This is a genomic window from Paraburkholderia aromaticivorans (assembly GCF_012689525.1).
Taxonomy (GTDB): Bacteria; Pseudomonadota; Gammaproteobacteria; order Burkholderiales; family Burkholderiaceae; genus Paraburkholderia; species Paraburkholderia aromaticivorans_A.
Genome location: NZ_CP051516.1, coordinates 719,366 through 738,478, shown reverse-complemented (window position 1 = coordinate 738,478; position 19,113 = coordinate 719,366). Strand labels below are relative to the sequence as shown.

General features: G+C 60.5%; 16 protein-coding genes and 1 pseudogene. 5 read left to right on the top strand and 12 right to left on the bottom strand.

Annotated elements, in window-relative coordinates:
- Together HF916_RS31350 and HF916_RS31345 are read right to left on the bottom strand one after the other, a co-directional pair.
- The gene (locus HF916_RS31350) at positions 1–3,174 is read right to left on the bottom strand and encodes an efflux RND transporter permease subunit (RefSeq protein ID WP_168792759.1); all 3,174 of its coding nucleotides are present in this window, start codon (positions 3,172–3,174) and stop codon (positions 1–3) included.
- Positions 3,171–4,235 (bottom strand): efflux RND transporter periplasmic adaptor subunit, encoded by a 1,065-nt coding sequence (locus HF916_RS31345; RefSeq protein WP_431311458.1) that lies wholly within the window; start codon positions 4,233–4,235, stop codon positions 3,171–3,173. The genes HF916_RS31350 and HF916_RS31345 overlap by 4 nt, the downstream gene beginning before the upstream one ends.
- Positions 4,236–4,785: 550 nt before the next feature.
- On the opposite strand from HF916_RS31345, the gene HF916_RS31340 reads away from it, so the two are divergent.
- Complete coding sequence (locus tag HF916_RS31340; protein ID WP_168792757.1) at positions 4,786–5,514, top strand: TetR/AcrR family transcriptional regulator; 729 nt, start codon at positions 4,786–4,788, stop codon at positions 5,512–5,514.
- Between the two features lie 146 nt (positions 5,515–5,660).
- Here HF916_RS31340 and HF916_RS31335 read toward each other — a convergent pair whose 3' ends face one another.
- From HF916_RS31335 to HF916_RS31320, 4 genes are all read right to left on the bottom strand, one after another.
- Positions 5,661–6,458 (bottom strand): substrate-binding domain-containing protein, encoded by a 798-nt coding sequence (locus tag HF916_RS31335; RefSeq protein ID WP_168792756.1) that lies wholly within the window; start codon positions 6,456–6,458, stop codon positions 5,661–5,663.
- Between the two features lie 388 nt (positions 6,459–6,846).
- Positions 6,847–8,526 (bottom strand): ABC-F family ATP-binding cassette domain-containing protein, encoded by a 1,680-nt coding sequence (locus HF916_RS31330; protein ID WP_168792755.1) that lies wholly within the window; start codon positions 8,524–8,526, stop codon positions 6,847–6,849.
- Positions 8,527–9,041: 515 nt separating this feature from the next.
- Complete coding sequence (locus HF916_RS31325) at positions 9,042–10,475, bottom strand: DEAD/DEAH box helicase (protein WP_168792754.1); 1,434 nt, start codon at positions 10,473–10,475, stop codon at positions 9,042–9,044.
- A 135-nt stretch (positions 10,476–10,610) separates the two neighbouring features.
- A complete protein-coding gene (locus HF916_RS31320) occupies positions 10,611–10,760 on the bottom strand; it encodes a hypothetical protein (protein ID WP_168792753.1) in 150 nt (49 codons plus the stop codon).
- Positions 10,761–10,891: 131 nt separating this feature from the next.
- Here HF916_RS31320 and HF916_RS49965 point away from each other — a divergent pair.
- A pseudogene (locus HF916_RS49965) lies at positions 10,892–11,049 on the top strand (IS6 family transposase); the annotation flags it as partial.
- A 2-nt stretch (positions 11,050–11,051) separates the two neighbouring features.
- Here HF916_RS49965 and HF916_RS31315 read toward each other — a convergent pair.
- Both HF916_RS31315 and HF916_RS31310 read right to left on the bottom strand, forming a co-directional pair.
- Positions 11,052–12,065: a D-cysteine desulfhydrase family protein gene (locus tag HF916_RS31315; RefSeq protein WP_168792752.1), complete on the bottom strand. Its 1,014-nt coding sequence runs from the start codon at positions 12,063–12,065 to the stop codon at positions 11,052–11,054.
- A gap of 276 nt (positions 12,066–12,341) precedes the next feature.
- Positions 12,342–12,737 carry a winged helix-turn-helix transcriptional regulator gene (locus HF916_RS31310; protein ID WP_240975768.1) on the bottom strand — a complete coding sequence of 132 codons (396 nt, stop codon included), beginning with the start codon at positions 12,735–12,737 and terminating at the stop codon, positions 12,342–12,344.
- A gap of 386 nt (positions 12,738–13,123) precedes the next feature.
- Between HF916_RS31310 and HF916_RS31305 the strand changes: the two genes are divergently transcribed.
- Together HF916_RS31305 and HF916_RS31300 are read left to right on the top strand one after the other, a co-directional pair.
- Positions 13,124–13,759 carry an isochorismatase family cysteine hydrolase gene (locus tag HF916_RS31305; RefSeq protein ID WP_168792750.1) on the top strand — a complete coding sequence of 212 codons (636 nt, stop codon included), beginning with the start codon at positions 13,124–13,126 and terminating at the stop codon, positions 13,757–13,759.
- A gap of 18 nt (positions 13,760–13,777) precedes the next feature.
- Positions 13,778–15,355, top strand: a complete 1,578-nt coding sequence (locus tag HF916_RS31300; protein ID WP_168792749.1) for an aldehyde dehydrogenase (NADP(+)) — start codon at positions 13,778–13,780, stop codon at positions 15,353–15,355.
- 531 nt (positions 15,356–15,886) lie between these two features.
- On the opposite strand, the gene HF916_RS31295 is transcribed toward HF916_RS31300, so the two are convergent.
- Entirely contained in the window at positions 15,887–16,384 is a 498-nt protein-coding gene (locus tag HF916_RS31295) for a CPBP family intramembrane glutamic endopeptidase (protein WP_168792748.1), read from the bottom strand.
- A 300-nt stretch (positions 16,385–16,684) separates the two neighbouring features.
- Between HF916_RS31295 and HF916_RS31290 the strand changes: the two genes are divergently transcribed.
- Positions 16,685–16,906 carry a hypothetical protein gene (locus HF916_RS31290; protein WP_168792747.1) on the top strand — a complete coding sequence of 74 codons (222 nt, stop codon included), beginning with the start codon at positions 16,685–16,687 and terminating at the stop codon, positions 16,904–16,906.
- Between the two features lie 249 nt (positions 16,907–17,155).
- Here the strand turns inward: HF916_RS31290 and HF916_RS52125 are convergent, their stop codons facing one another.
- The 3 genes from HF916_RS52125 to HF916_RS31275 form a co-directional block, all read right to left on the bottom strand.
- Positions 17,156–17,467, bottom strand: a complete 312-nt coding sequence (locus HF916_RS52125) for a hypothetical protein (RefSeq protein ID WP_168792746.1) — start codon at positions 17,465–17,467, stop codon at positions 17,156–17,158.
- Between the two features lie 215 nt (positions 17,468–17,682).
- Positions 17,683–17,961: a DUF1427 family protein gene (locus tag HF916_RS31280; protein ID WP_168792745.1), complete on the bottom strand. Its 279-nt coding sequence runs from the start codon at positions 17,959–17,961 to the stop codon at positions 17,683–17,685.
- A gap of 129 nt (positions 17,962–18,090) precedes the next feature.
- Complete coding sequence (locus tag HF916_RS31275; protein ID WP_121109329.1) at positions 18,091–18,780, bottom strand: hydrolase; 690 nt, start codon at positions 18,778–18,780, stop codon at positions 18,091–18,093.
- Between the last annotated feature and the right edge of the window lie 333 nt (positions 18,781–19,113).

Below are 19,113 nucleotides of genomic sequence, written 5' to 3'. Positions count from 1 at the left end.
TCAGATCTCCGTATGCTCGACGACAACCGGTTGCATCCCGCGCTCATCGCGCCGGATCCTGAAGCACGTCGCATAGAGCGCCGGCAGGAAGAAAATGGTCAGTACCGTGGCGATCGTGATACCACCCATCAGCGCGGTCGCCATGGGCCCGAAGAACGCTGAACGCAAGAGCGGAATCAAGGCGAGCACGGCGGCTGCAGCCGTCAGCATGATCGGCCTGAAGCGCCTTACGGTTGCACCGATAATCGCGTCGAAGCGCCCGTATCCCGCCGCGATGTCCTGGTCGATCTGGTCGACCAGAATCACGGAGTTGCGCATGATGATGCCGAACATGGCAATCACGCCGAGCAACGCGACGAAACCAAATGGCTTGCCGAACAGGAGCAGCGCGGCCACGACGCCGATCAGCCCGAGCGGCGCTGTCAGCACGACGATAAACGTCCGCAGGAAGCTCTTCAGCTGGATCATGAGCAGCGTCAGCACGGCGATGATCATGAGCGGCATCTCGGCGTTGATCGAGGTCTGGCCTTTCACGCTTTCTTCGACCGAGCCGCCCACGTCGATCCGATAGCCGACCGGCAGCGTGGCTTTTTGCTTCGCGAGTGCGTGCTCGATATCGCGGGTCACGTCGATGCCCTGCGCGTTGCCCCGAATGTCGGCCTGCACGGTGATCGTCGGCTGGCGGTCGCGCTGCCAGATCACCCCATACTCGAGCGCGTCCCGAACATGTCCGAGGGAACCGAGCGGGACCGGGCCGTTCGGCGTCGGAATCGCGAGGCTCGTGAGCTGCGCAGGATCGACCCGTTCGCTCTTCGGCGCATGCAGATCGACGTTGATCAGCTTGTCCCGCTCACGGAACTGCGTGACCGTATAGCCGGAAAGCGTCATGGCCAGGAAGTTCGATACGTCCTCCGACGACACGCCAAGCTCGCGCGCCCTGTTCTGATCGATCTCGAACGAGATCGATCGTTCCGCCGGCTCGTCCCAGTCGAACTGGACATCGCGCGTGCGGGAATCGGCGCGCACCTTCCCGGCGACCTGTTCAGCAATTGAGCGCACGGTCGCAATGTCGTTGCCGCTCACCCGGAGCTTGATCGGGAAGCCCACGGGCGGACCGTTCTCGAGTCGCGCCACACGCGTGCGCACACCGGAGAACTCTCTCCCGAGTTTGGCATCGAGCCACTGCATCAACTCGTCGCGGTTTTCGACGCTTTTGGCCGTGATCACGAACTGCGCGAAGTTTGGCTGCCGAAGCTGCTGGTCGAGCGGCAGGTAAAAGCGCGGTGCGCCGGTGCCCACAAAGTCCACGAAGTGCTCGATCGCGGGCTGGCCGTCGAGCGCCTTTTCCAGGCGCTTCGCTTCACGCAGGGTCGCCTCGAACGAAGCGCCTTCCGGCAGCCGCAGGTCCACGAGCAACTCTGGCCGTTCAGAGTTGGGGAAGAACTGCTGCGGCACGCGCGTGAAGGCCGCCATCGCGATCGCAAAGAGCACGGCAGTGACGCCGAGCACGGCCCAGCGGCGCTCGATACACCACGTGACCCAATCCGAAAGGCGCCGGTAGAAGCCGGTGTTATAGACGTCATGTTCGTCATGAGCGCCGTCGCGCCAGTGGGCCTTGCGCTCCGGCAGCATGTGGAAGCCGAGCAACGGGACCAGCACGACGGCCGCGAACCACGAAACGATCAGCGCAATGGCCGACACTTCGAAGATAGAGCGCGTGTATTCGCCCGTACTCGATTTCGCGAGCGCGATCGGCAGGAAGCCCGAGACCGTCACGAGCGTGCCAGTCAGCATCGGGAATGCCGTGCTCGAGTAGGCAAAGGCCGCTGCGTGCGTGCGACTCCACCCCTGCTCGAGCTTCACGGCCATCGTTTCGACGGCGATGATCGCGTCGTCGACGAGCAGCCCCAGCGCGAGCACGAGCGTGCCAAGGGATACCTGGTCCAGCCCGATATTGAACACATGCATGCACAGCGCCGTCACGGCGAGCACGATCGGAATCGAGATCACGACGACCATGCCGGTGCGCAGGCCGAGCGAAACGAGGCTCACGACCAGCACGATTGCTACCGCTTCGCCGACCGACCTGACGAACTCGTCCACCGAATGCTTGACCGCGTGAGGCATGCTCGAGACGGGAGCCAGCTTGAGTCCTGCCGGCATGGCCGCCTGCAGTTCGGCGGCTTTCGCGTCGAGCGCCTTGCCGAGGCTGATCACGTCGCCGCCTTTTTGCATCGTCACGCCGATGCCCAGCACCGCCTGCCCCCCGACGCGCATCTGGGTGACGGGCGGATCGTCGTAGCCGCGCGTGATCTTCGCGATGTCACCGAGCCGGAACGTGCGTTTGTTCACGGTGATGAGCGTGTCGGTGAGCGCCTGCACGTCCTTGAACGCGCCGCTCGGGCGCACGAACACCCGGTCGTCCGCCGTCGTAATGGTGCCAACGGGTGCAACGATATTTTGTGCGTCGATTGCCTGGGCGAGCTGCTGTGGCGTAATAGAGAGCCCCGTCAGCTCTGCATTCGATATCTCGACGAAGATGTGCTGGTCCGGGTCGCCAAAGTAGTCGACCTTGGCAACGCCGGGCACGCGCAGCAGGATCGTGCGCAACTGGTCCGCGTAGTCGTGCAGTTGCGCAGGCGTAAAGCCGTCGCCTTCAAGCGCGTAGATGTTTGTGTAGACGTCACCGAACTCGTCGTTGAAAAACGGTCCAACCGTCCCCTTGGGCAGCGTCGCCGCGATGTCGGCCACTTTCTTGCGCACCTGGTACCAGGTCTCTGGGACCTCCTTAACCGGGGCCGAGTCCTTCATGGCGAAGAAGATCATCGACTCGCCGGGCCGCGAGTAGCTCTTGATGTTGTCGACGTACGGTGCCGCCTGCAACTGACGGCCGATCCGGTCCGTGATCTGTTCCTGCACCTCGCGGGCGGTCGCGCCCGGCCAGTAAGTTTTGACCACCATGGTCCGGAACGTAAACGGCGGATCTTCCGACTGGGCAAGCTGCGTATAACCGATCACGCCGAACAGGGTTGCAAGCCCGATCAGAAAGATCACCAGCTGCTGATGGCGCAACGCCCACGCGGAGAGATTGAAGCCGCCTTCGCCCTGTGCCTCGGCGTCGGACGGGGTGACGGGCGCGCTGTCACGCGCGGTTTCACGGTCGCGTGCGTTCATGACGAAAAATCCTCGGGATGCAACGGAGCCACCACCTGCACGTGTTGGTCTGCGCTCACTGCGTGCACGCCCTGCATCACGACGCGGTCGCCGTCGTGCAGGCCGCCGGCGACGGAGACCGTGCGCTCGTCGTAGCGCGCGATGCTGACAGGGCGCAGCTCAAGGGTGTCGCTGCCCGCGCGCACCACCCACACAGCGGGGTCCTCGCCTTTATGAAAGAGCGCCGTTACAGGCAGCGCGAACGGACGCGCCATTGGCGCGTCGCCGACGGCATCGAACGTGACATTGGCCGTCATGCCGAGGCGAACTTCGGGGCTTGGCGCGGCCAGCGTGAGCTTCACGCGCCAGGTGCGGCTTTGCGGGTCGGCGGCGGGCGACACTTCGCGCACGCGCGCCTCGAAGGTCTTACCGGGCAGCGCAGACAGGCTTACGCGCGCATTGCTGCCGATGGTCAATGCGCCAAGCGTTCGCTCGGGCGCGTCGCAGACAACATCCACGTCTCTCGTCCAGTCGAGGTGATAGACGGCTTGATCTGCCTGAACGTTCTGGCCGGTGTCGGCGTCCTCCGACGTAATGACGCCGTCGTGGTCTGCCGTAAGCGTGGCGTAGCGCAGGTGATCCGTGGCGAGCGCCATCTGGGCTAGCGCCGAATCGCGCTGCGCGAGGGCGGAAGCGTAGGCGTCCTGGGTCTGCTCCATCTGCGCCGCTGCGATCAGGTTTGCCTGCGCCTGAACGCGGTCGCGATCGATCTGCTGTTTGGCGTACACGAGACGATGTTCGGCGGCGTCGAGCTGCGCTCGCGCGTTGACCAGGTTATTGCGCAGGTCGGTGGGGTCGAGCAGCGCAACGGTCTGTCCCGCCTTGACGGCATCGCCGATGCGCACCCTCCGTTCGGTGACCTTGCCTCCAACCCTGAACGAAAGAGGCGTGGAATACCGCGCCTGTACCTGAGCCGGCAACGAGGCGCTCACCGTGCGCCCGTCGGGATGAACCGTGACAGCGACGACGGGCTTGGGCTCGGGAGCGACGGTTTCGCGCGGGTGGCAGGCCGCTAGCAGCATTGCGCCGCAAGCCGCAATCAGAAGACGTCCTGGGAGGGATGGCTGGACGACGGACGGCAGGAAGGGACGCGCAAGCGTCTGCGCGTTAAGACCGGAAAGTTTCACGATGTTCACAAGGCAGGTGATGGTCCAGCAATAAAATGGGCGAGGCATCGGAAGACAAGGTGAGTCTGGCGGCATGCTTTGCCAAGCGCGCTAGCGCTCGATTCGGCATGCCTGTAACTTAGTATTCCTACTCGCTGCGTCTGATACAAGCCGCTCGCAACTCTTCGTACTTCGTCATCGCACGCGGACACTCCCCACGAAACAGCTAGAGAACGAGCGTCAAATAGATCCTCGCCCCGAGTCCGGCGCTGGTGGACCGAAACGGCAGTGGACGACTCATCTTCAGCGCTGCAACGTCCTGTTCCAGGCACCGTCGCAACTCAATTCGTCTGTCCATGCGGTCGCTGATCCGTTTGCGACAGTGACATTACATCCCATAACTGATGATATTGTCAATCATGAGTCATAAATCTACAATGCGACGCTACAGAAATCTGGAACCGAGATGCCTGATACCCCGAACTCCCGTGCAACCCGGCAGCGCACACAAAAGCCGCCAGCTTCGGGCGAGGCGACCGAAGGGCGCCAGCCGCGCGGCGCCCGCCGCAAGCGGGAGACTCGAGCCCGCCTGCTCGACGCTGCGCTCAGGCTAATGGCCGAGAAAGGGGTGGGTTCAGTTGCCATCAACGACATTACCGAGGCCGCCGACGTCGGTTTCGGCTCCTTCTACAATCACTTCGAGTCGAAGGACGGGATCTTCGCCGCGCTCGTCGAGTGGGTATTCGAGGAGTTCGCTGATTCGCTTGACCGCCTGGCCAGCGGACTGTCCGACCCGGCCGAAGTGGTCGCTGTCTGTGTGCGCCATACGCTGATGCGCGCCCGCCGCGAGCCGGTGTGGGGACAGCTCCTGATCCGCGAGGGTTTTTCGGTGCGTGCGCTGAACTGGGGTCTCGGTCAGCGACTGCTGCGCGATAGTCAAAATGGCATTTCCGCGAAACGCTTCGTCGTCCCGGACCAGTTCCTGTGTCTCATTTCCGTTACGGGCATCATCTTCGCGGCGATCGCCGCTGAGTTGCACTTTTCCGCCTCTGTCACACCAGCGGTCCGGCGGCAGAAGGCATCTGGACTCGGAAAACTGAACTTTGCTGAGCGCGCTGCGGCGGTCGTGCTACAGGCACTTGGGCTCAAGCGCGCGGAGGCGGAGAGGATTGCGCGGTTGCCGTTACCGGGTTAGCCGGAAATCAAGGTCTGTCGAGCAAAACGGCGCGTCCGCTGATTGAGTGGATCATTTCCAGCCTCAGGGCGCGGATAGAGCGGTGGCGAGACCAGAAGCGAAGCAGCTGTGATCGGGAGAAATGCCGCTGAGAACACGCTTTTCGCTCATTTCGGAGGCGTCGCCAAAAGCGGTTCGAGCCCAGTCCTCGAAATCGCGGGCGTCGCGTCCAGCGACGACAGAAAATGGATCAGCGCCTCGGCACCGGCTGGATTTTTCGCATTGGTGGCGATGCCCCCGGAGAACACCGTATAGCTTTGCACTTCTCCGGGCAAACTGCCGACGACCGTCACCCCCTTCACCGGTAACAGTTCGACGACCTGTTGAATTCCGATCTCAGCTTCTCCATTCGCGACGGCATCGGCGACCTGCGCGGCAGGAATCATGCGGCTCTTGCTCTCCATCCGCCCCGCGATGCCGAGACGCCAGAACAGTTCGCGGCCGACAAAGACGCCACTCGGGCTGTCCGGATAGACGATGGACTTTGCTGCGAGCAGCACTTGCCGCAATGCGTCCACCGAGCTGATATCCGGCTTCGGCGTCCCCTGGCGAACCACCATACCGATTGCCGAGCGTGCGAAGTCCACCTTACTGTCCGGCAAGACCTTGCCGGCATTGATCTGTTCGTCGAGCGCATACTCGACCAGGATCAGCACATCGGCCCACTCGCCGCGCGCAAGCCGCACAGGGATCGCATTCGCGGCGGTACCCACCGCGGGCCCCCAGACGGTGACTAGCTTACGGCCTGTCGCCCTTTCGAATTGTGGGCCCAGTTCGCGATAGGCTGACGCAAACCCGCCCGAAATCATCACCTTGACTTCGTCTGCCCATGCAGCCACGCTGCTCAATAACGCGCCCGCTACGCAGAACGCGAATACGCGAATCTTCAGCTTGCGGATGGTCAAGGCCCCGCCCCATGTCGATCGAATGGCCTGGTCCGGATATGAATCGAGTCCGGATGCCAGTCATGATGTTAGCCGGCATCGAGTGCGGCAGCGAGACTGCCGCAAACCTGTCAGCTCACCACTGTCATCGGCGGGCGCTGTTCGACCCTAGCGGCCCTTCGACTCGATGCGAGCGCTATCGCAGCTTCCAAACCGGAGCGGCCATTCGTATGGGCCGCTTCCTGCCGGGGAATTGTCGGCCATTGCGGTCATCTGACAGGAAGCATCACAGTCGCTCGTGAGTGACCGCTTTCGCGATGCCTCAAACTGGCGAAGCCGACCCGCTGCCGTCATGCTCACCGTGGCGTTGATGACGACCGCTCTCAATGTTGAGCTGCCAGGGGGTAACTCAGGCGATGACCTTCTGCTCTCCGGCAGCCTGCTCGCGCATGCTACGGGCTTCGTCGCGCAGGAACTGCTGGTAATCGTCCAGATCGCCGTCGAAGGGTTCGACGCCGCCCTTGGTAACCAGCCAGAACTCATCACATACGGCGCGCAGCAAGGCCCGGTCGTGACTGACCAGCATCACGGTGCCTTCGAATTCGTTGAGTGCCATGCCTAGCGCTTCGCGTGTGGCCAGGTCGAGGTGATTGGTAGGCTCGTCGAGCAGCAGCAGGTTGGGACGCTGCCACACGATCATGCACAACACGAGCCGCGCCTTTTCGCCGCCGCTCATCGTGCCGACCGCCTGATGGACCATGTCACCACTGAAGTTGAAGGTGCCGAGGAAGGTGCGAAGCGATTGTTCGGTGCCACTCTGGCCGGGGGCACGCATGTTCGCCGGCGTGTCCTTGGCAAGGCGGATCATGTGTTCCAACGGCGTGTCCAGAGGTCGCAGCACGTCGAGTTCCTGCTGTGCGAAGTAGCCGATGTTCAGGCCTTTGCCTTCGCTGATTTCGCCGGCAATCGGCGCCAGCTCGTGCGCCACCGTCTTCACCAGCGTGGACTTGCCCTGGCCGTTGGCACCGAGGATGCCGATGCGCTGCCCGGCCAGCACTGATCGGTTGATGCCCCGCACGATGACCGTCGGCGGCGTGCCCGGCGGTGCATCGGTCGGCGCCGGGTAGCCGAAGTTCGCGTCCAGCATCGACAACAGCGGGTTCGGAACGTTGAGCGGCTCCTTGAATTCGAAGGTGAACTCTGCGTCGGCAAGCACGGGTGCGATCTTCTCCATGCGTTCGAGCGCCTTGACCCGGCTCTGCGCCTGCTTCGCCTTCGAGGCCGTGGCCTTGAAACGGTCGATGAATTTCTGCAGGTGGGCGATCTTGTCCCCCTGCTTGGCCATCGCGGCCTGCTGCAACACGAGTTGCTCAGCACGCATGTCTTCGAACTTGCTGTAGTTGCCGCCATAACGCACGAGCTTGGCGTTGTCGACGTGCACCGTCACCTGCGTCACCGCGTCGAGGAATTCGCGATCGTGGCTGATCACGACCATGGTTCCTTGATAGCGCTTGAGCCACGCTTCCAGCCAGACTAGCGCGTCAAGGTCGAGGTGATTGGTCGGTTCGTCGAGCAACAGCAAGTCGGACGGGCACATGAGCGCGCGCGCCAGCTGCAGTCGCATGCGCCAGCCGCCGGAGAAACTGTTGACCGGCTGGCTAAGCTGCGCAGCACTGAAGCCAAGGCCCTGGATCAGCGCTTCGGCGCGTGCGGGGGCATCGTGTGCACCAGCGTCGTGCAGGTCCATGTAGGCGTGCGCCATGCGCATGCCATCGTCGCTGGCCTCAGCGGCAGCTACTTCGGCCTGCGCGGCCAGCAGCACGGTGTCACCCTCGACTACGAAGTCGGTCGCGCTCTGCTCGGTCTCCGGCATCTCCTGCGCGACCTGGCCCATCTTCCATGCAGCGGGAATCGAGAACTCGCCGCTGTCTTCGTGCAGCGTACCGTTGAGAAGGCCGAAGAAGGACGACTTGCCGGCGCCATTGCGGCCGACAAGGCCGATCTTTTCGCCGGGGGTGAAGGTGACGGACGCGTGGTCGAGTACGACATTGACGCCGCGGCGCAGCGTGACATTACGGACGGAAATCATAAGGAGCTACTTCGGAGAGGATAGGCATGATAGCCGACCAGACGTGCAAGGCTGTCTCTTTTCTGGCCGCACGAGTGAAGAGCCGCTTGCGCTTTGCGGCGCCCACCGGCCACAAAGCGAGGCGGGCACTGGCGCACCGGGCGTTCCGGCTGCGGGGCCAGCGAACATACGGTGAATGACGGCTCTCGGCCGAACTCCGTCCAACGCACGCGTCAACCATTCGCTGATCGCAGCGAGTAAGCGAATGCATAAATCGGACCCAAAGCGGTAGTTCGCAATGAGCCGATCAAATGACGGCTTTCGTGTGAGAAGCGGACACATTCGCCAGAAACGACCTCGATCGGAGGCTCGCTACCCATGATTTCAACGTCCGTTCGGCCCCGAAGTTGTTACCGACCCTGAATTCAGTGCGCCGTTACCCGCCGACCTGATGCACGCCGAAGCCGCGCCGCTGCCTGCCAGCAGTCCGCAAACCGCCAGCCTGTTCCAGGGCTGGCGTTATTCATCCCCACGGCTCAGGGTTGGCGTTTGCCGCGGCCACCAGCGGGTTTGCCCGCCGGCTTACGTGAACCCGCAGCTGGCTTGCTGGCGGGTTTGCTGCGCGGCTTTTGCGCGCTGAATGGGTTGCTTGTGCCTTTACCCGCGGCCACAGCGCGCTGCGCCGCGGGCTTGCGTTTGTTTTCGCCACTTTGCGCGTGCGGTTTTTTGCTGAGCACCTGCATGGCGCCCGGCGCAGCTTGCGGCACTTTCGGCTTCTTAGGCTTTTTGGGTTTCTTGATGATCTGGCCCGTCGCGCTAGTTTGCGGCACGCGGTGTTCGGCTTCAAAACCCGGCTCTTCTTCACGGGGCAGCGTTTGCCGGATCAGCGCTTCAATCGCGGCCAGTTGCGGCGCTTCATCGGCACACACAAGGGACACCGCCACGCCGCTGGCGCCCGCACGGCCGGTACGGCCAATACGGTGCACATAGTCTTGCGCCACGATCGGCAGATCAACGTTGATCACCAGCGGCAGGTCGTCGATATCCAGCCCGCGCGCAGCCACATCGGTGGCTACCAGCATATGTACTTCGCCCGTCTTGAAGCGCTCCAGCGCACGCAGGCGCGCGGGCTGCGGTTTGTCGCCGTGGATGGTGTCGACCGCATAGCCCGCTTCATCCAGCATGGCCGTCAGGTAATCCGCGCCATTGCGGGTTTTGACGAACACCAGCGCGTGCTGCCAGTTGTTCTCAGCCACGAGGTGCATGAACAGGTCAGGCTTGTTCTTTTTATCCACCGTCACCACCCACTGCTTGATCTTGCTGGCCGTGGCATTGGGCGGGCTGACGCTGATATTGACCGGGCCGCGCAGAATACCCGCCGCCATGGCGCGGATATCATCGGTAAACGTGGCAGAGAACAGCAGGGTCTGGCGCTGAGCGGGCAAGGCAGCAAAAACGGCGTTGAGTTCGCGCGCAAAGCCCAGATCCAGCATGCGGTCGGCTTCATCCAGCACCAGCGTTTGTACTTGATCAAACTGCACTGCGTTCTGGCGATTGAGATCTAGCAAACGGCCCGGCGTGGCAACGAGCACATCCACGCCTTTGCGCAACGTCATCATCTGCGGGTTGATACTCACACCGCCGTAGGCGGCCAGAAATCGTAAGTCGAGGCCTTTGCCGTAATCGATAAAGCTTTGCAGCACTTGTTCGGCCAGTTCACGCGTGGGCACCAGCACCAGAACACGCGCGCGGTTGCTGGACACCGCCGGGCCGTGTTGCACCAGCCGTTGCAACAGCGGCAGCGCAAAACCCGCCGTTTTGCCAGTGCCGGTCTGTGCCGCAGCCATGACGTCCTTGCCACTGAGCACAGCAGGAATCGCCTTGGCCTGCACCGGCGTAGGTGTCTGGTAATTGAGGTCCTGCACATTACGCAGCAAGGGATCGATCAGGCCAAGCGAGGCAAAAGACATTGGCGTATTCCGGACTAAAGCCGCAATTCTAGCGGTTACCGCCTGATTGCGCCGCGCAGATCAATGGTCAAAAAGATCGACGTTGATCGCCACTGAAAAACGCAGCGGTGCCGGGCGCCGCGCCGGCAAGCTGTTCTACGAGACACCGATGAGCAGCACTGCCGCCAGCGCCAGCCCCAATTGCATCAACAGCAAACGCGCCAGTGGCCGCGCAACCAGCCACGCGCGCACCTGCATCGCCACCAGCTGCCCGAAATAAGGCCAGAGTCCTGCCAAACCATCCATGATCGGATCTGTCGCGGTAACGAAAATCAGGAAAGTCGAGACGGCACGAATAGGGTTGCTTATTTCGCAAGATCGTAGAACTGCTAGGCGACTGAACTATGCCGACCACCGTCACTCTTCATCTGCCCGTGCAGGACCACCGCGCCATCAAACGCATCATCAGACCGATGATGGGTTCAAGGATTTCCGCTGTGCGCGCATCATCCTGTCCGGCATCGAAATCGCGCACATGATCCGCAAAGAGCTGATGCAGAACGACGGCGGCACAAACACCGCAGCGGAGCAATTCTGTTATTGCAATGCCCAACGATATGCAAACAATGACGGTGTGCCTCCACTGACAACAAATAGCGCGTTGTGTTTGGGCTGCAGTACACCCGCTCTGATCTCATGAATCAAGCCAGCGAACGCCTTGGCACTGTAGACAGGGTCTAGCAGAAGTCCCTCGAATGTCGCGGCGAGGCTGAGCGCTTCTCGCATGGCCGCTGTCGGCAGGCCATATCCACTACCAAGCTGCTCTCCTCGTATTGCTACTGCATCTGCAGGAACTGATAAGTCAGGATTGAGCAGTTCAAGGGTTTTCTGAGTCTTCTCGAAAGTTGTCGCCAATGCTTTTTCTAGCGGCGCCAAGACCGTGTAGCCAACGATCGCGCCCGGAGCCTTGCCCATTGCAATGAATCCCGCCACGAGACCTGCCTGCATCCCCCCGCTTCCGTTCGCAACGACAATACGATCGAATGAAAGACCTCGTTCGGCGGCTTGCTCGTCGATCTCGGCCGCGCAAGCCGCATAGCCGAGGCAGCCGACCGGGCTCGATCCGCCAAGCGGACACACGTAGACACGGCTGCCTTGCGATCTAAGCTTCGCGGCACGCTCCTCTGCAAAATCCAGCGCGCTAACGGTGCCGGGAATATCGTGAATGACGGCGCCGAACAAAACGTCCAGCAGCACGTTGCCGTTGTTAACATAGTCCTCGTCTTCGATAGGCACCAGACGTGAAAGCACAAGCTCGCACTTCAAACCTGCACGAGCAGCCGCTGCCGCGGTGAGTCGCGCGTGATTGGACTGGCGGCCACCAACGGTAATGATTGTGTCTGCGCCAGACGCCTGCGCCTCCCCGATAAGAAATTCGAGTTTGCGGAGCTTGTTTCCGCCGCCGCCCAAGCCGTCAAGATCTTCACGCTTCACATAGATTTCGGGGCCGCCTAATTCTCGACTCAGACGGGGACGATGCTGAATGGGCGAAAAGCCTTCGCGCAGGGATGCTTGAGGGAATCGCGAGAGATCGAGTTTCGACTGCTTCATTGTCTTTTGTTGCTCCAGTTGTCCAAGGCGGAAACTTTTGCTCTTGCCAACGGCAAATTGTCGTTGCGTTCGTTGTGCTCAGTGGAGCTTGGTGACAAGCTGCAATCAACGCCAAGCGACAGAATTGAGTTCAAGGTGACCGGGGCGGCGCGCAGCATGGACAGACAACTCAACTCGATACGACGCCGACTCACCGACCGTCTGCATTGTTGCGATTGCTCTGCCAGGAAGCGTGAAGCCGGCCTCCGATCATCCCGATTGTCAGCGCGGACCTGCCTACTTTCTCTTGAATGCCGCGCGCCGCTCTGCTCGTTCGGTTGCAAACTGATTGCTCATCGACGCATCAAGATCTTTACGTTCGACAGGCACCTCACATTTCGGACATACCGAACCCAGACCCACATCGTGACCGCACTCACGGTGGACAAAACGCGTTGCGATCTCCTCGTTCTGATCTTTGCACCAGGTCTCGCCCCACGCGCGCAACGCGTAAATAACCGGATAAAACGATCGCCCCTTCTCTGTCAGTCGATATTCATGACGTAGAGGCCTCTCGCTGTACGGGTGACGTTCAATCATCCCACCGGCCTCGAGCGATTTGAGACGCGACGCCAGCATCTGCGGCGTCGCTTCGGTCTGGATCTGTATCTCTTCGAAACGCGTCGCGCCCATCGACAACTCTCTCAGAACCAGGACTGTCCACCGATCACCAACAACATCCAGGGACCGCGCGACCGGACATACGGTATTTGCCGCTTCTGAATCACGTGCCACAACCCTTCTCCGCTCAAACTATGAATTACATAGTAACAGATTTTGAGAGAGCTGGCCCGTGGACAAACGCCGGTGATGCGGGCATCACGCGGGCTTTGAGGAGGGGCTCGCCCAACTATCAAACCTCGTCGCAACTTATCCGGCACTTGACACTATGTTTTTCATAGTTATATCCTGCTTGCACTGAATGCGATGCGTGAGACGTCACGAATCGTTTGACAAAAGCATGTCGGCGCCGACGAAACGCGAACTTGTTCGCAAAGATCTTCTAACTGGAAAACGAAATGGCTAATCTCATCTATCGTGCGGAGCGCACTGGTCTGTTGCTGGTCGATCCATATAACGACTTTCTCTCGGACGGCGGCAAGCTGTTCCCGATGATCAAGGCAATCGCCGACGACGTCCGCCTCCTCGACAACCTGCGCGACATGGTCGCGACCGCGCGCGAGGCGGATGTCCAGGTGTTCTACGTGCCACACCGTCGCTGGCAACCCGGCGACTACGAGAACTGGGATCATCCGAACCCGACCCAACGCCTCGTGCAGCAACGCCACACCTTTGCAAAGGACACATGGGGTGGCGAATGGCACCCCGATTTCGTGCCGCAGGAAGGCGACATCATCATCAAGGAACACTGGGCCCAGAGCGGCTTCGCTAACACCGATCTCGACTTCCAGTTGAAGCAGAAAGGCATCACGCACGTGATCGTCGTCGGTCTGCTGGCCAATACCTGCATTGAATCCACGAGCCGCTTCGCGATGGAACTCGGCTATCACGTCACGCTCGTGCGCGACGCAACAGCCGCCTTCACGCAGGAAATGATGCGCTCCGCGCACGAACTGAACGGCCCGACGTACGCCCACGAGATCCTGACGACAGCCGAGCTCATCGGCGCCCTCAACACCAACACCACCGCCTGAATCGCGTCGAGACCCAACATGAAACTCACAGGTAATTTGCTGATCGGCGCGCAGGAAGTGTCCGCGACCGCTGGCACCATGAAGGCGCTGAACCCGGCGACGAACGCCGAAATTGAACCGTCCTTCGCATTCGGCAGCAACGCGGAAATCGATCGCGCCGCGCAACTGGCGGATGATGCGTTCGACAGTTACAACAACACCAGCCTCGAAGATCGTGCCGCGTTCCTTGAACGCATCGCCGACGGCCTCGACGCGATCACGCCAGAACTCGCGCAACGTATTGCGCTTGAATCAGGTTTGCCCGTCGCGCAACTCGAAGGCGAAGCCGCCAAGTCCGCGACCCAGTTTCGTCAGTTCGCGACTGTCGTCCGTCAGGGACGTTTTCGTCAGGCGACCATCGATCCCGCCCAGCCGGAGCGTCAACCGCGCGCGCGGATGGATCATAGATTGCAGAAGATCGCGCTCGGTCCCGTTGCGATCTTCGGTGCAAGCAACTTCCCGATCTCGTATTCAGTCGCAGGGGGCGACACGGCGTCGGCGCTGGCCGCTGGCTGTCCCGTCATACTGAAGGCGCACAACGCGCATCCTGGCGGATCGGAGCTGATGGGCCGCGTGATCCAGCAGGCGGTCAAGGATTCCGGCCTGCACGAAGGCGTGTTCTCTCTGGTCCGCGGTGGCGGTAATGAAATCGGCGAGGCGCTGGTCGATCATCCGCTCATCAAGGGCGTGACCTTTACGGGTTCGGAAGGCGGCGGCATGGCGCTGTTCCGGCGCGCGCAACAACGTCCTGATCCGATCCCCGTCTTCACCGAAATGACGAGCGTCAACCCGACGTTCGTGCTGCCGGCTGCGCTCGCTGCGCGCGGTGGCAATATCGGCGATGGCTTTACGGAACGCATGCTGGTCACGGTCGGTCAGGCGTGTCTTAAGCCCGCAATTCTGCTCGCCATCGGCGGCCCCGGCTATGTCGAACTGAAGAACGCGATGGTCGCCCGCGTCGAAGCGATGCAAGCGCGCACGATGCTGACACCAGGGATCAACACGGCATATCGCAAGAACGTGGAGCGTCAGTTCGAAGCCGGTGCAGAGCGCATCGCCGCGGGCGGCGATGCGCAAGGAGCGTGGGACGGGCAATCGGTTCTCTTCGAAGTCGACGGTGCGCGGATCCTTGATGATGCGTCGTTGTCAGAAGAAGTGTTTGGCCCTGCTGCGCTGCTGGTGCGCGTGAAGGATATCGAGCAGCTCATTGCGATCGCGAAGCAGTTTCGCGGCCAACTCTCCGCGACGATGCAGATCGATCAGGCCGATCACGCACTCGCCGCGCGCCTGTTGCCAATTCTCGAGCGTCGTACTGGGCGTATCGTGGTCAACGCGTTCGCGCACCCGCAAGAAGTGTCGTATGCATCGATTCATGGCGGCCCATTCCCCGCGACTTCCGATAGCCGCTTCACTTCAGTCGGCATGAGTGCGATCGAACGTTTCTTGCGGCCGGTCTGCTATCAGGGCTTCCCCGACGATCTACTTCCCGAAGCGTTGAAGCATGACAATCCGCGCGGTCTCTGGCGTCTGGTCGATGGCGAGTTGTCGAAAGTCTGATCCGGGCTGACACCGAATGAGCGCAGCCCGCGACCTTTGCGTGTTGCGAGGTCGCGGGCTAACTGTGCCTTGCTGCTGTGATGTGGTTTGCGAGTACTGAAGCGATCGATTTGTCGGTGAGTCGGTCGCTGTGCGCTACGGCAAAGCAAGTACTGGTAAGCTTGCCAACCTACGCTAGCGCTCTCAGAACGGGCTGGTGCTCAACATACAGTTCAGCCGCACGGGGCGGATCAAAACTGGACGAAAATCAGCGATGAGCGCTGCAATGAACGACGACCCGCTACACACTGCTATACCGCTAAGCCGCTTGTTGTTGCCGCCTGAGCCGCCGATACTTGCGCCCGGCATCGTGCACACCAACTTCAGCGTCCAAGGCGACGCCCGTCAAAGCTTCCTGGCCTGGCCGGCCAGTGACTCATGCGATTTGCGTATTCGTCCCGGCCGCCGGGATGCGGGGAAGGCACGCCGCTCGATCACCTCGAGTAAGAGTGTCACGGGCTTCCGGCCTCGCCACGCAGCAATGATCCAATATCAAAAGGCGGCTAGCGTAAGGGCCGCTGTTATTCCATTACGCAGAGCATGTACAGCGAGTGTTGCGATAAAGGGATGACCTTTCCGCGCATCCTCGATCACAAAAACCATGGCTAATATGGCACCCACAAGGGTTCCCAAGAACACGTACGGCGCGCTGTAACCATGGCTAAGGCCGAAAATCAGAGCGGAGATACAGATCGCTACACCGGTTCTGCAATGGAGTTTTTTCAACAGCCTAAGACATCCCCACTGATTGATCGCCGTCTCGATGAGGGGAGCCGCAATACAGCCCATCAGGACCATTTTGAGGATATCGTGCCTTCCCAAATCGGGCCCGCCAAGCGCCTGTCCGGACGAAGCAAATGGCGCGTAAAGAAACAGGGGCAATATAGCTAGATACGTACCCACCAAAGCAAATGCAATCAGTTTTGTCGTTGGTAAACTAAACGTCCAACGTTTGGTCTCCTGCATACACACGCGGAATTTTGTCAGCATCGGCTGTCCGTGGTTGTTCGGTGATTGTTGTTATCCGCTTTGATTTTCATCGATCTGAACGCCGGTGTCGAACGTCCCTTGCTGGCCGACCGCTGTCCTACGGGCGATCGGCCGCACCCGACCCACTCCAGCCGCCTGAAGGCCAAGTTTGACGGGCCGCAGCTTGCGGTAAAGCGGACCGCAAGCAAAAAATGACAGACGGCATCGCCCCGCCAAGGACGCGTTCCCGCTTGGCAATCCTGGCCCTTAATGAAGCGGGAAGATCAACGCAGTGTCACTCATTTGAAAGGAGGCTGGCCTATGGACGATACACGGGCAAAATCTGCGGCTGAACGTTACGAAGCTTGTCGGGTGATCGATGAAGGATGTACTCGTGCCATGGCTGCGTGCGTCGACATGATCGACCCTGTTTCGGCCATCGGCGTAAGAAACGAACTGCACGCTGTTTGCGATGCATTGCAGCGCCTCCACGCTGCCGCTACGGCCACACATGACGAGGTGGCGAGGATCAGAATGAATTGATCAGTTAAGGCGTCTTGCAAGATACTTTTCACGTGCAGACGCGTTGGCCTTATCCTGGAAAACGCGGCCGAGCATAGTTTTCATGCGAACCTGGATAGTCCCGTTGTCCACGGGCACCGGAGTGACCGGCGGAGCCAACTTTGAGCTTCCGGCGGATATCAAACACCACAAATGCGTTGGCTTGACTCCTGCGCCGTTTGGGCCGGTTCGCACCCCGGGGGCATGGCTAAGTCTACTGGTCCCCAACCGTCAACTAGTCGCGCTACAAGCGCGGCCGCCGGCGCCTCTAGTCCGCCCCGACTGAACGCCCGCTTCGTGGCCCAGCCTCCATACCGTCAGTGGGATGTCGGACGGCCACCTTTGATAAAACCAGCGGACGCGTCGGCACTGGATGGATTCGACTGTTTCAACCGACTGTTGAAGCGCGTCTTCTACCCTCGGGAGCCTTCCATCCCGCAGATGGACAGCAAAGGAGCGATGTCCAACTATTTGCATAATGGCCGCCTTTGTAATCCGCTGCGGCGGTTCCATCGAGCGGAGCTGAATCGCGGCTTTCAGCACTTGCTTTCTCAGCAGTTCATCTCGGCTCGTCCAATCGACAAAAGGGCCCTCGATGTGCGCCCACTAGCGTAGGTGCGATATGGGCAATCCAAAAGACAGCGATTTTCTGGGGGAGAGTACCGATGCAATGCCCGTTTAAGAACCTGTTTTTGAGCGTCGAGACATTCGTGAGGGACACGGGGCCCGGCAACATCGCCGAGGCAGCCTGGCGGGATTCAATTCGGTGAGACGTTGGTCGGTGCTCGCGAAATCAGTTTGGTGTTGTTCGATTGGAGCGGGCGCGGAGTGTGCGTCTGCACCGCCTCCGTTTTTGGAAACGGAAGCGTATTGCTCGCCAGAAGCTGGCGTCCCGTCGGAATGATTTGAGTCCCGATAACTATCCCCAGCAATCCCACTAGAGCAACCATGGGCGGTGCCGGCGAGCGAACACGAATTAGGCTGTATATCGCCCCGGCGAGAATGCCGCCAAGGAGCGAGAGAATATAAGGCTTCATCGGTAGAAAATTCCTCGGACTCGCGTATCAGCGTGCTTGATGATTTTGACATTGGGCTAAAGGCCCGCACCAGAATGATTATTCTGGAGACGAGCCTCGCATCTCAACTGCTCAGCGTGCGTAGTTACGTCAGGTCTTCGCCGGGACTGGAGCAAGAGATTCGTGCTTTGTCTCGGTGCGCTGGGGGGCGTTATGCACCCTCGTGTAGGCGTAGTCGACGCCCATTCCGTATGCACCCGAATGCTCCTTCACGATTTCCATCACCGCGTCATATGTTTCTTTGCGCGCCCAGTCGCGCTGCCACTCCAGCAGGACCTGTTGCCACGTGACCGGGACGGCGCCGGCCTGAACCATTCGCTGCATTGCGAAGTCGTGAGCGTCTTTCGACGTGCCGCCAGATGCATCGGCGACCATGTAGATTTCGTAGCCGCCTTCTAGCATCGCGCAGAGCGCGAACGTCGTGTTGCAGACCTCCGTCCACAGGCCGGACACGACGACCTTGTTCCGACCGTTCTTCTTGAGCGCGTCGCGGACCTTCTGGTCGTCCCACGAGTTCATCGAGGTTCGCTCGAGAGTGGGCTGGTCGGGGAACACGTCGAGCAGTTCCGGGTACGTGAAGCCGGAGAAGCTTTCGCTTTCGACCGTCGTTATAGTCGTCGGGATGTTGAAAGCTTTCGCCGCCTTCGCCAGTCCGACGACGTTGTTTTTCAGTACTTGCCGGTCGATTGACTGGACGCCAAAAGCCATCTGAGGCTGCTGGTCGATGAAAATGACCTGGCTGTTGGTGGGAGTAAGTACCTCCAGTTTCTCTTGGCTCATGATGTCCTCTCTCCGTATGAGGTTTCGACAAACCGTCGCGCGAGACTTGAGCGCCAGGCGAGCTCTCGCGTTGCTCTAACGACTCCATTAACGACGTGTTTCTCGATGAAAAAACAGGACATGAACAATGGCGTCTCGTGGTCCAAAATTAGCATAGTCCACATTGCCCGGATGTGAAGTTGTCAATAGCGATACCAGGGTTTTTTGTATGAGGTCGACGCTAACAAGACGCTTTTCTTTGGAGATTGAAAGTCCTAAGCTGATAGGATACCGAAGGAGTTGCGGTCCGCAGGTCGCCGGGTTCTGCTTACATTTTTCGGTCGGTGTGTGTAC

What these genes read in the sequence shown, in the direction of transcription:
- HF916_RS31350 (WP_168792759.1), bottom strand. Translation starts at nt 3,174, where the DNA reads ATGAACGCACGCGACCGTGAAACCGCGCGTGACAGCGCGCCCGTCACC.
- HF916_RS31345 (WP_431311458.1), bottom strand. Translation starts at nt 4,235, where the DNA reads ATGCTGCTAGCGGCCTGCCACCCGCGCGAAACCGTCGCTCCCGAGCCC.
- HF916_RS31340 (WP_168792757.1), top strand. Translation starts at nt 4,786, where the DNA reads ATGCCTGATACCCCGAACTCCCGTGCAACCCGGCAGCGCACACAAAAG.
- HF916_RS31330 (WP_168792755.1), bottom strand. Translation starts at nt 8,526, where the DNA reads ATGATTTCCGTCCGTAATGTCACGCTGCGCCGCGGCGTCAATGTCGTA.
- HF916_RS31325 (WP_168792754.1), bottom strand. Translation starts at nt 10,475, where the DNA reads ATGTCTTTTGCCTCGCTTGGCCTGATCGATCCCTTGCTGCGTAATGTG.
- HF916_RS31320 (WP_168792753.1), bottom strand. Translation starts at nt 10,760, where the DNA reads ATGGATGGTTTGGCAGGACTCTGGCCTTATTTCGGGCAGCTGGTGGCG.
- HF916_RS31315 (WP_168792752.1), bottom strand. Translation starts at nt 12,065, where the DNA reads ATGAAGCAGTCGAAACTCGATCTCTCGCGATTCCCTCAAGCATCCCTG.
- HF916_RS31310 (WP_240975768.1), bottom strand. Translation starts at nt 12,737, where the DNA reads ATGGGCGCGACGCGTTTCGAAGAGATACAGATCCAGACCGAAGCGACG.
- HF916_RS31305 (WP_168792750.1), top strand. Translation starts at nt 13,124, where the DNA reads ATGGCTAATCTCATCTATCGTGCGGAGCGCACTGGTCTGTTGCTGGTC.
- HF916_RS31300 (WP_168792749.1), top strand. Translation starts at nt 13,778, where the DNA reads ATGAAACTCACAGGTAATTTGCTGATCGGCGCGCAGGAAGTGTCCGCG.
- HF916_RS31295 (WP_168792748.1), bottom strand. Translation starts at nt 16,384, where the DNA reads ATGCTGACAAAATTCCGCGTGTGTATGCAGGAGACCAAACGTTGGACG.
- HF916_RS31290 (WP_168792747.1), top strand. Translation starts at nt 16,685, where the DNA reads ATGGACGATACACGGGCAAAATCTGCGGCTGAACGTTACGAAGCTTGT.
- HF916_RS31280 (WP_168792745.1), bottom strand. Translation starts at nt 17,961, where the DNA reads ATGAAGCCTTATATTCTCTCGCTCCTTGGCGGCATTCTCGCCGGGGCG.
- HF916_RS31275 (WP_121109329.1), bottom strand. Translation starts at nt 18,780, where the DNA reads ATGAGCCAAGAGAAACTGGAGGTACTTACTCCCACCAACAGCCAGGTC.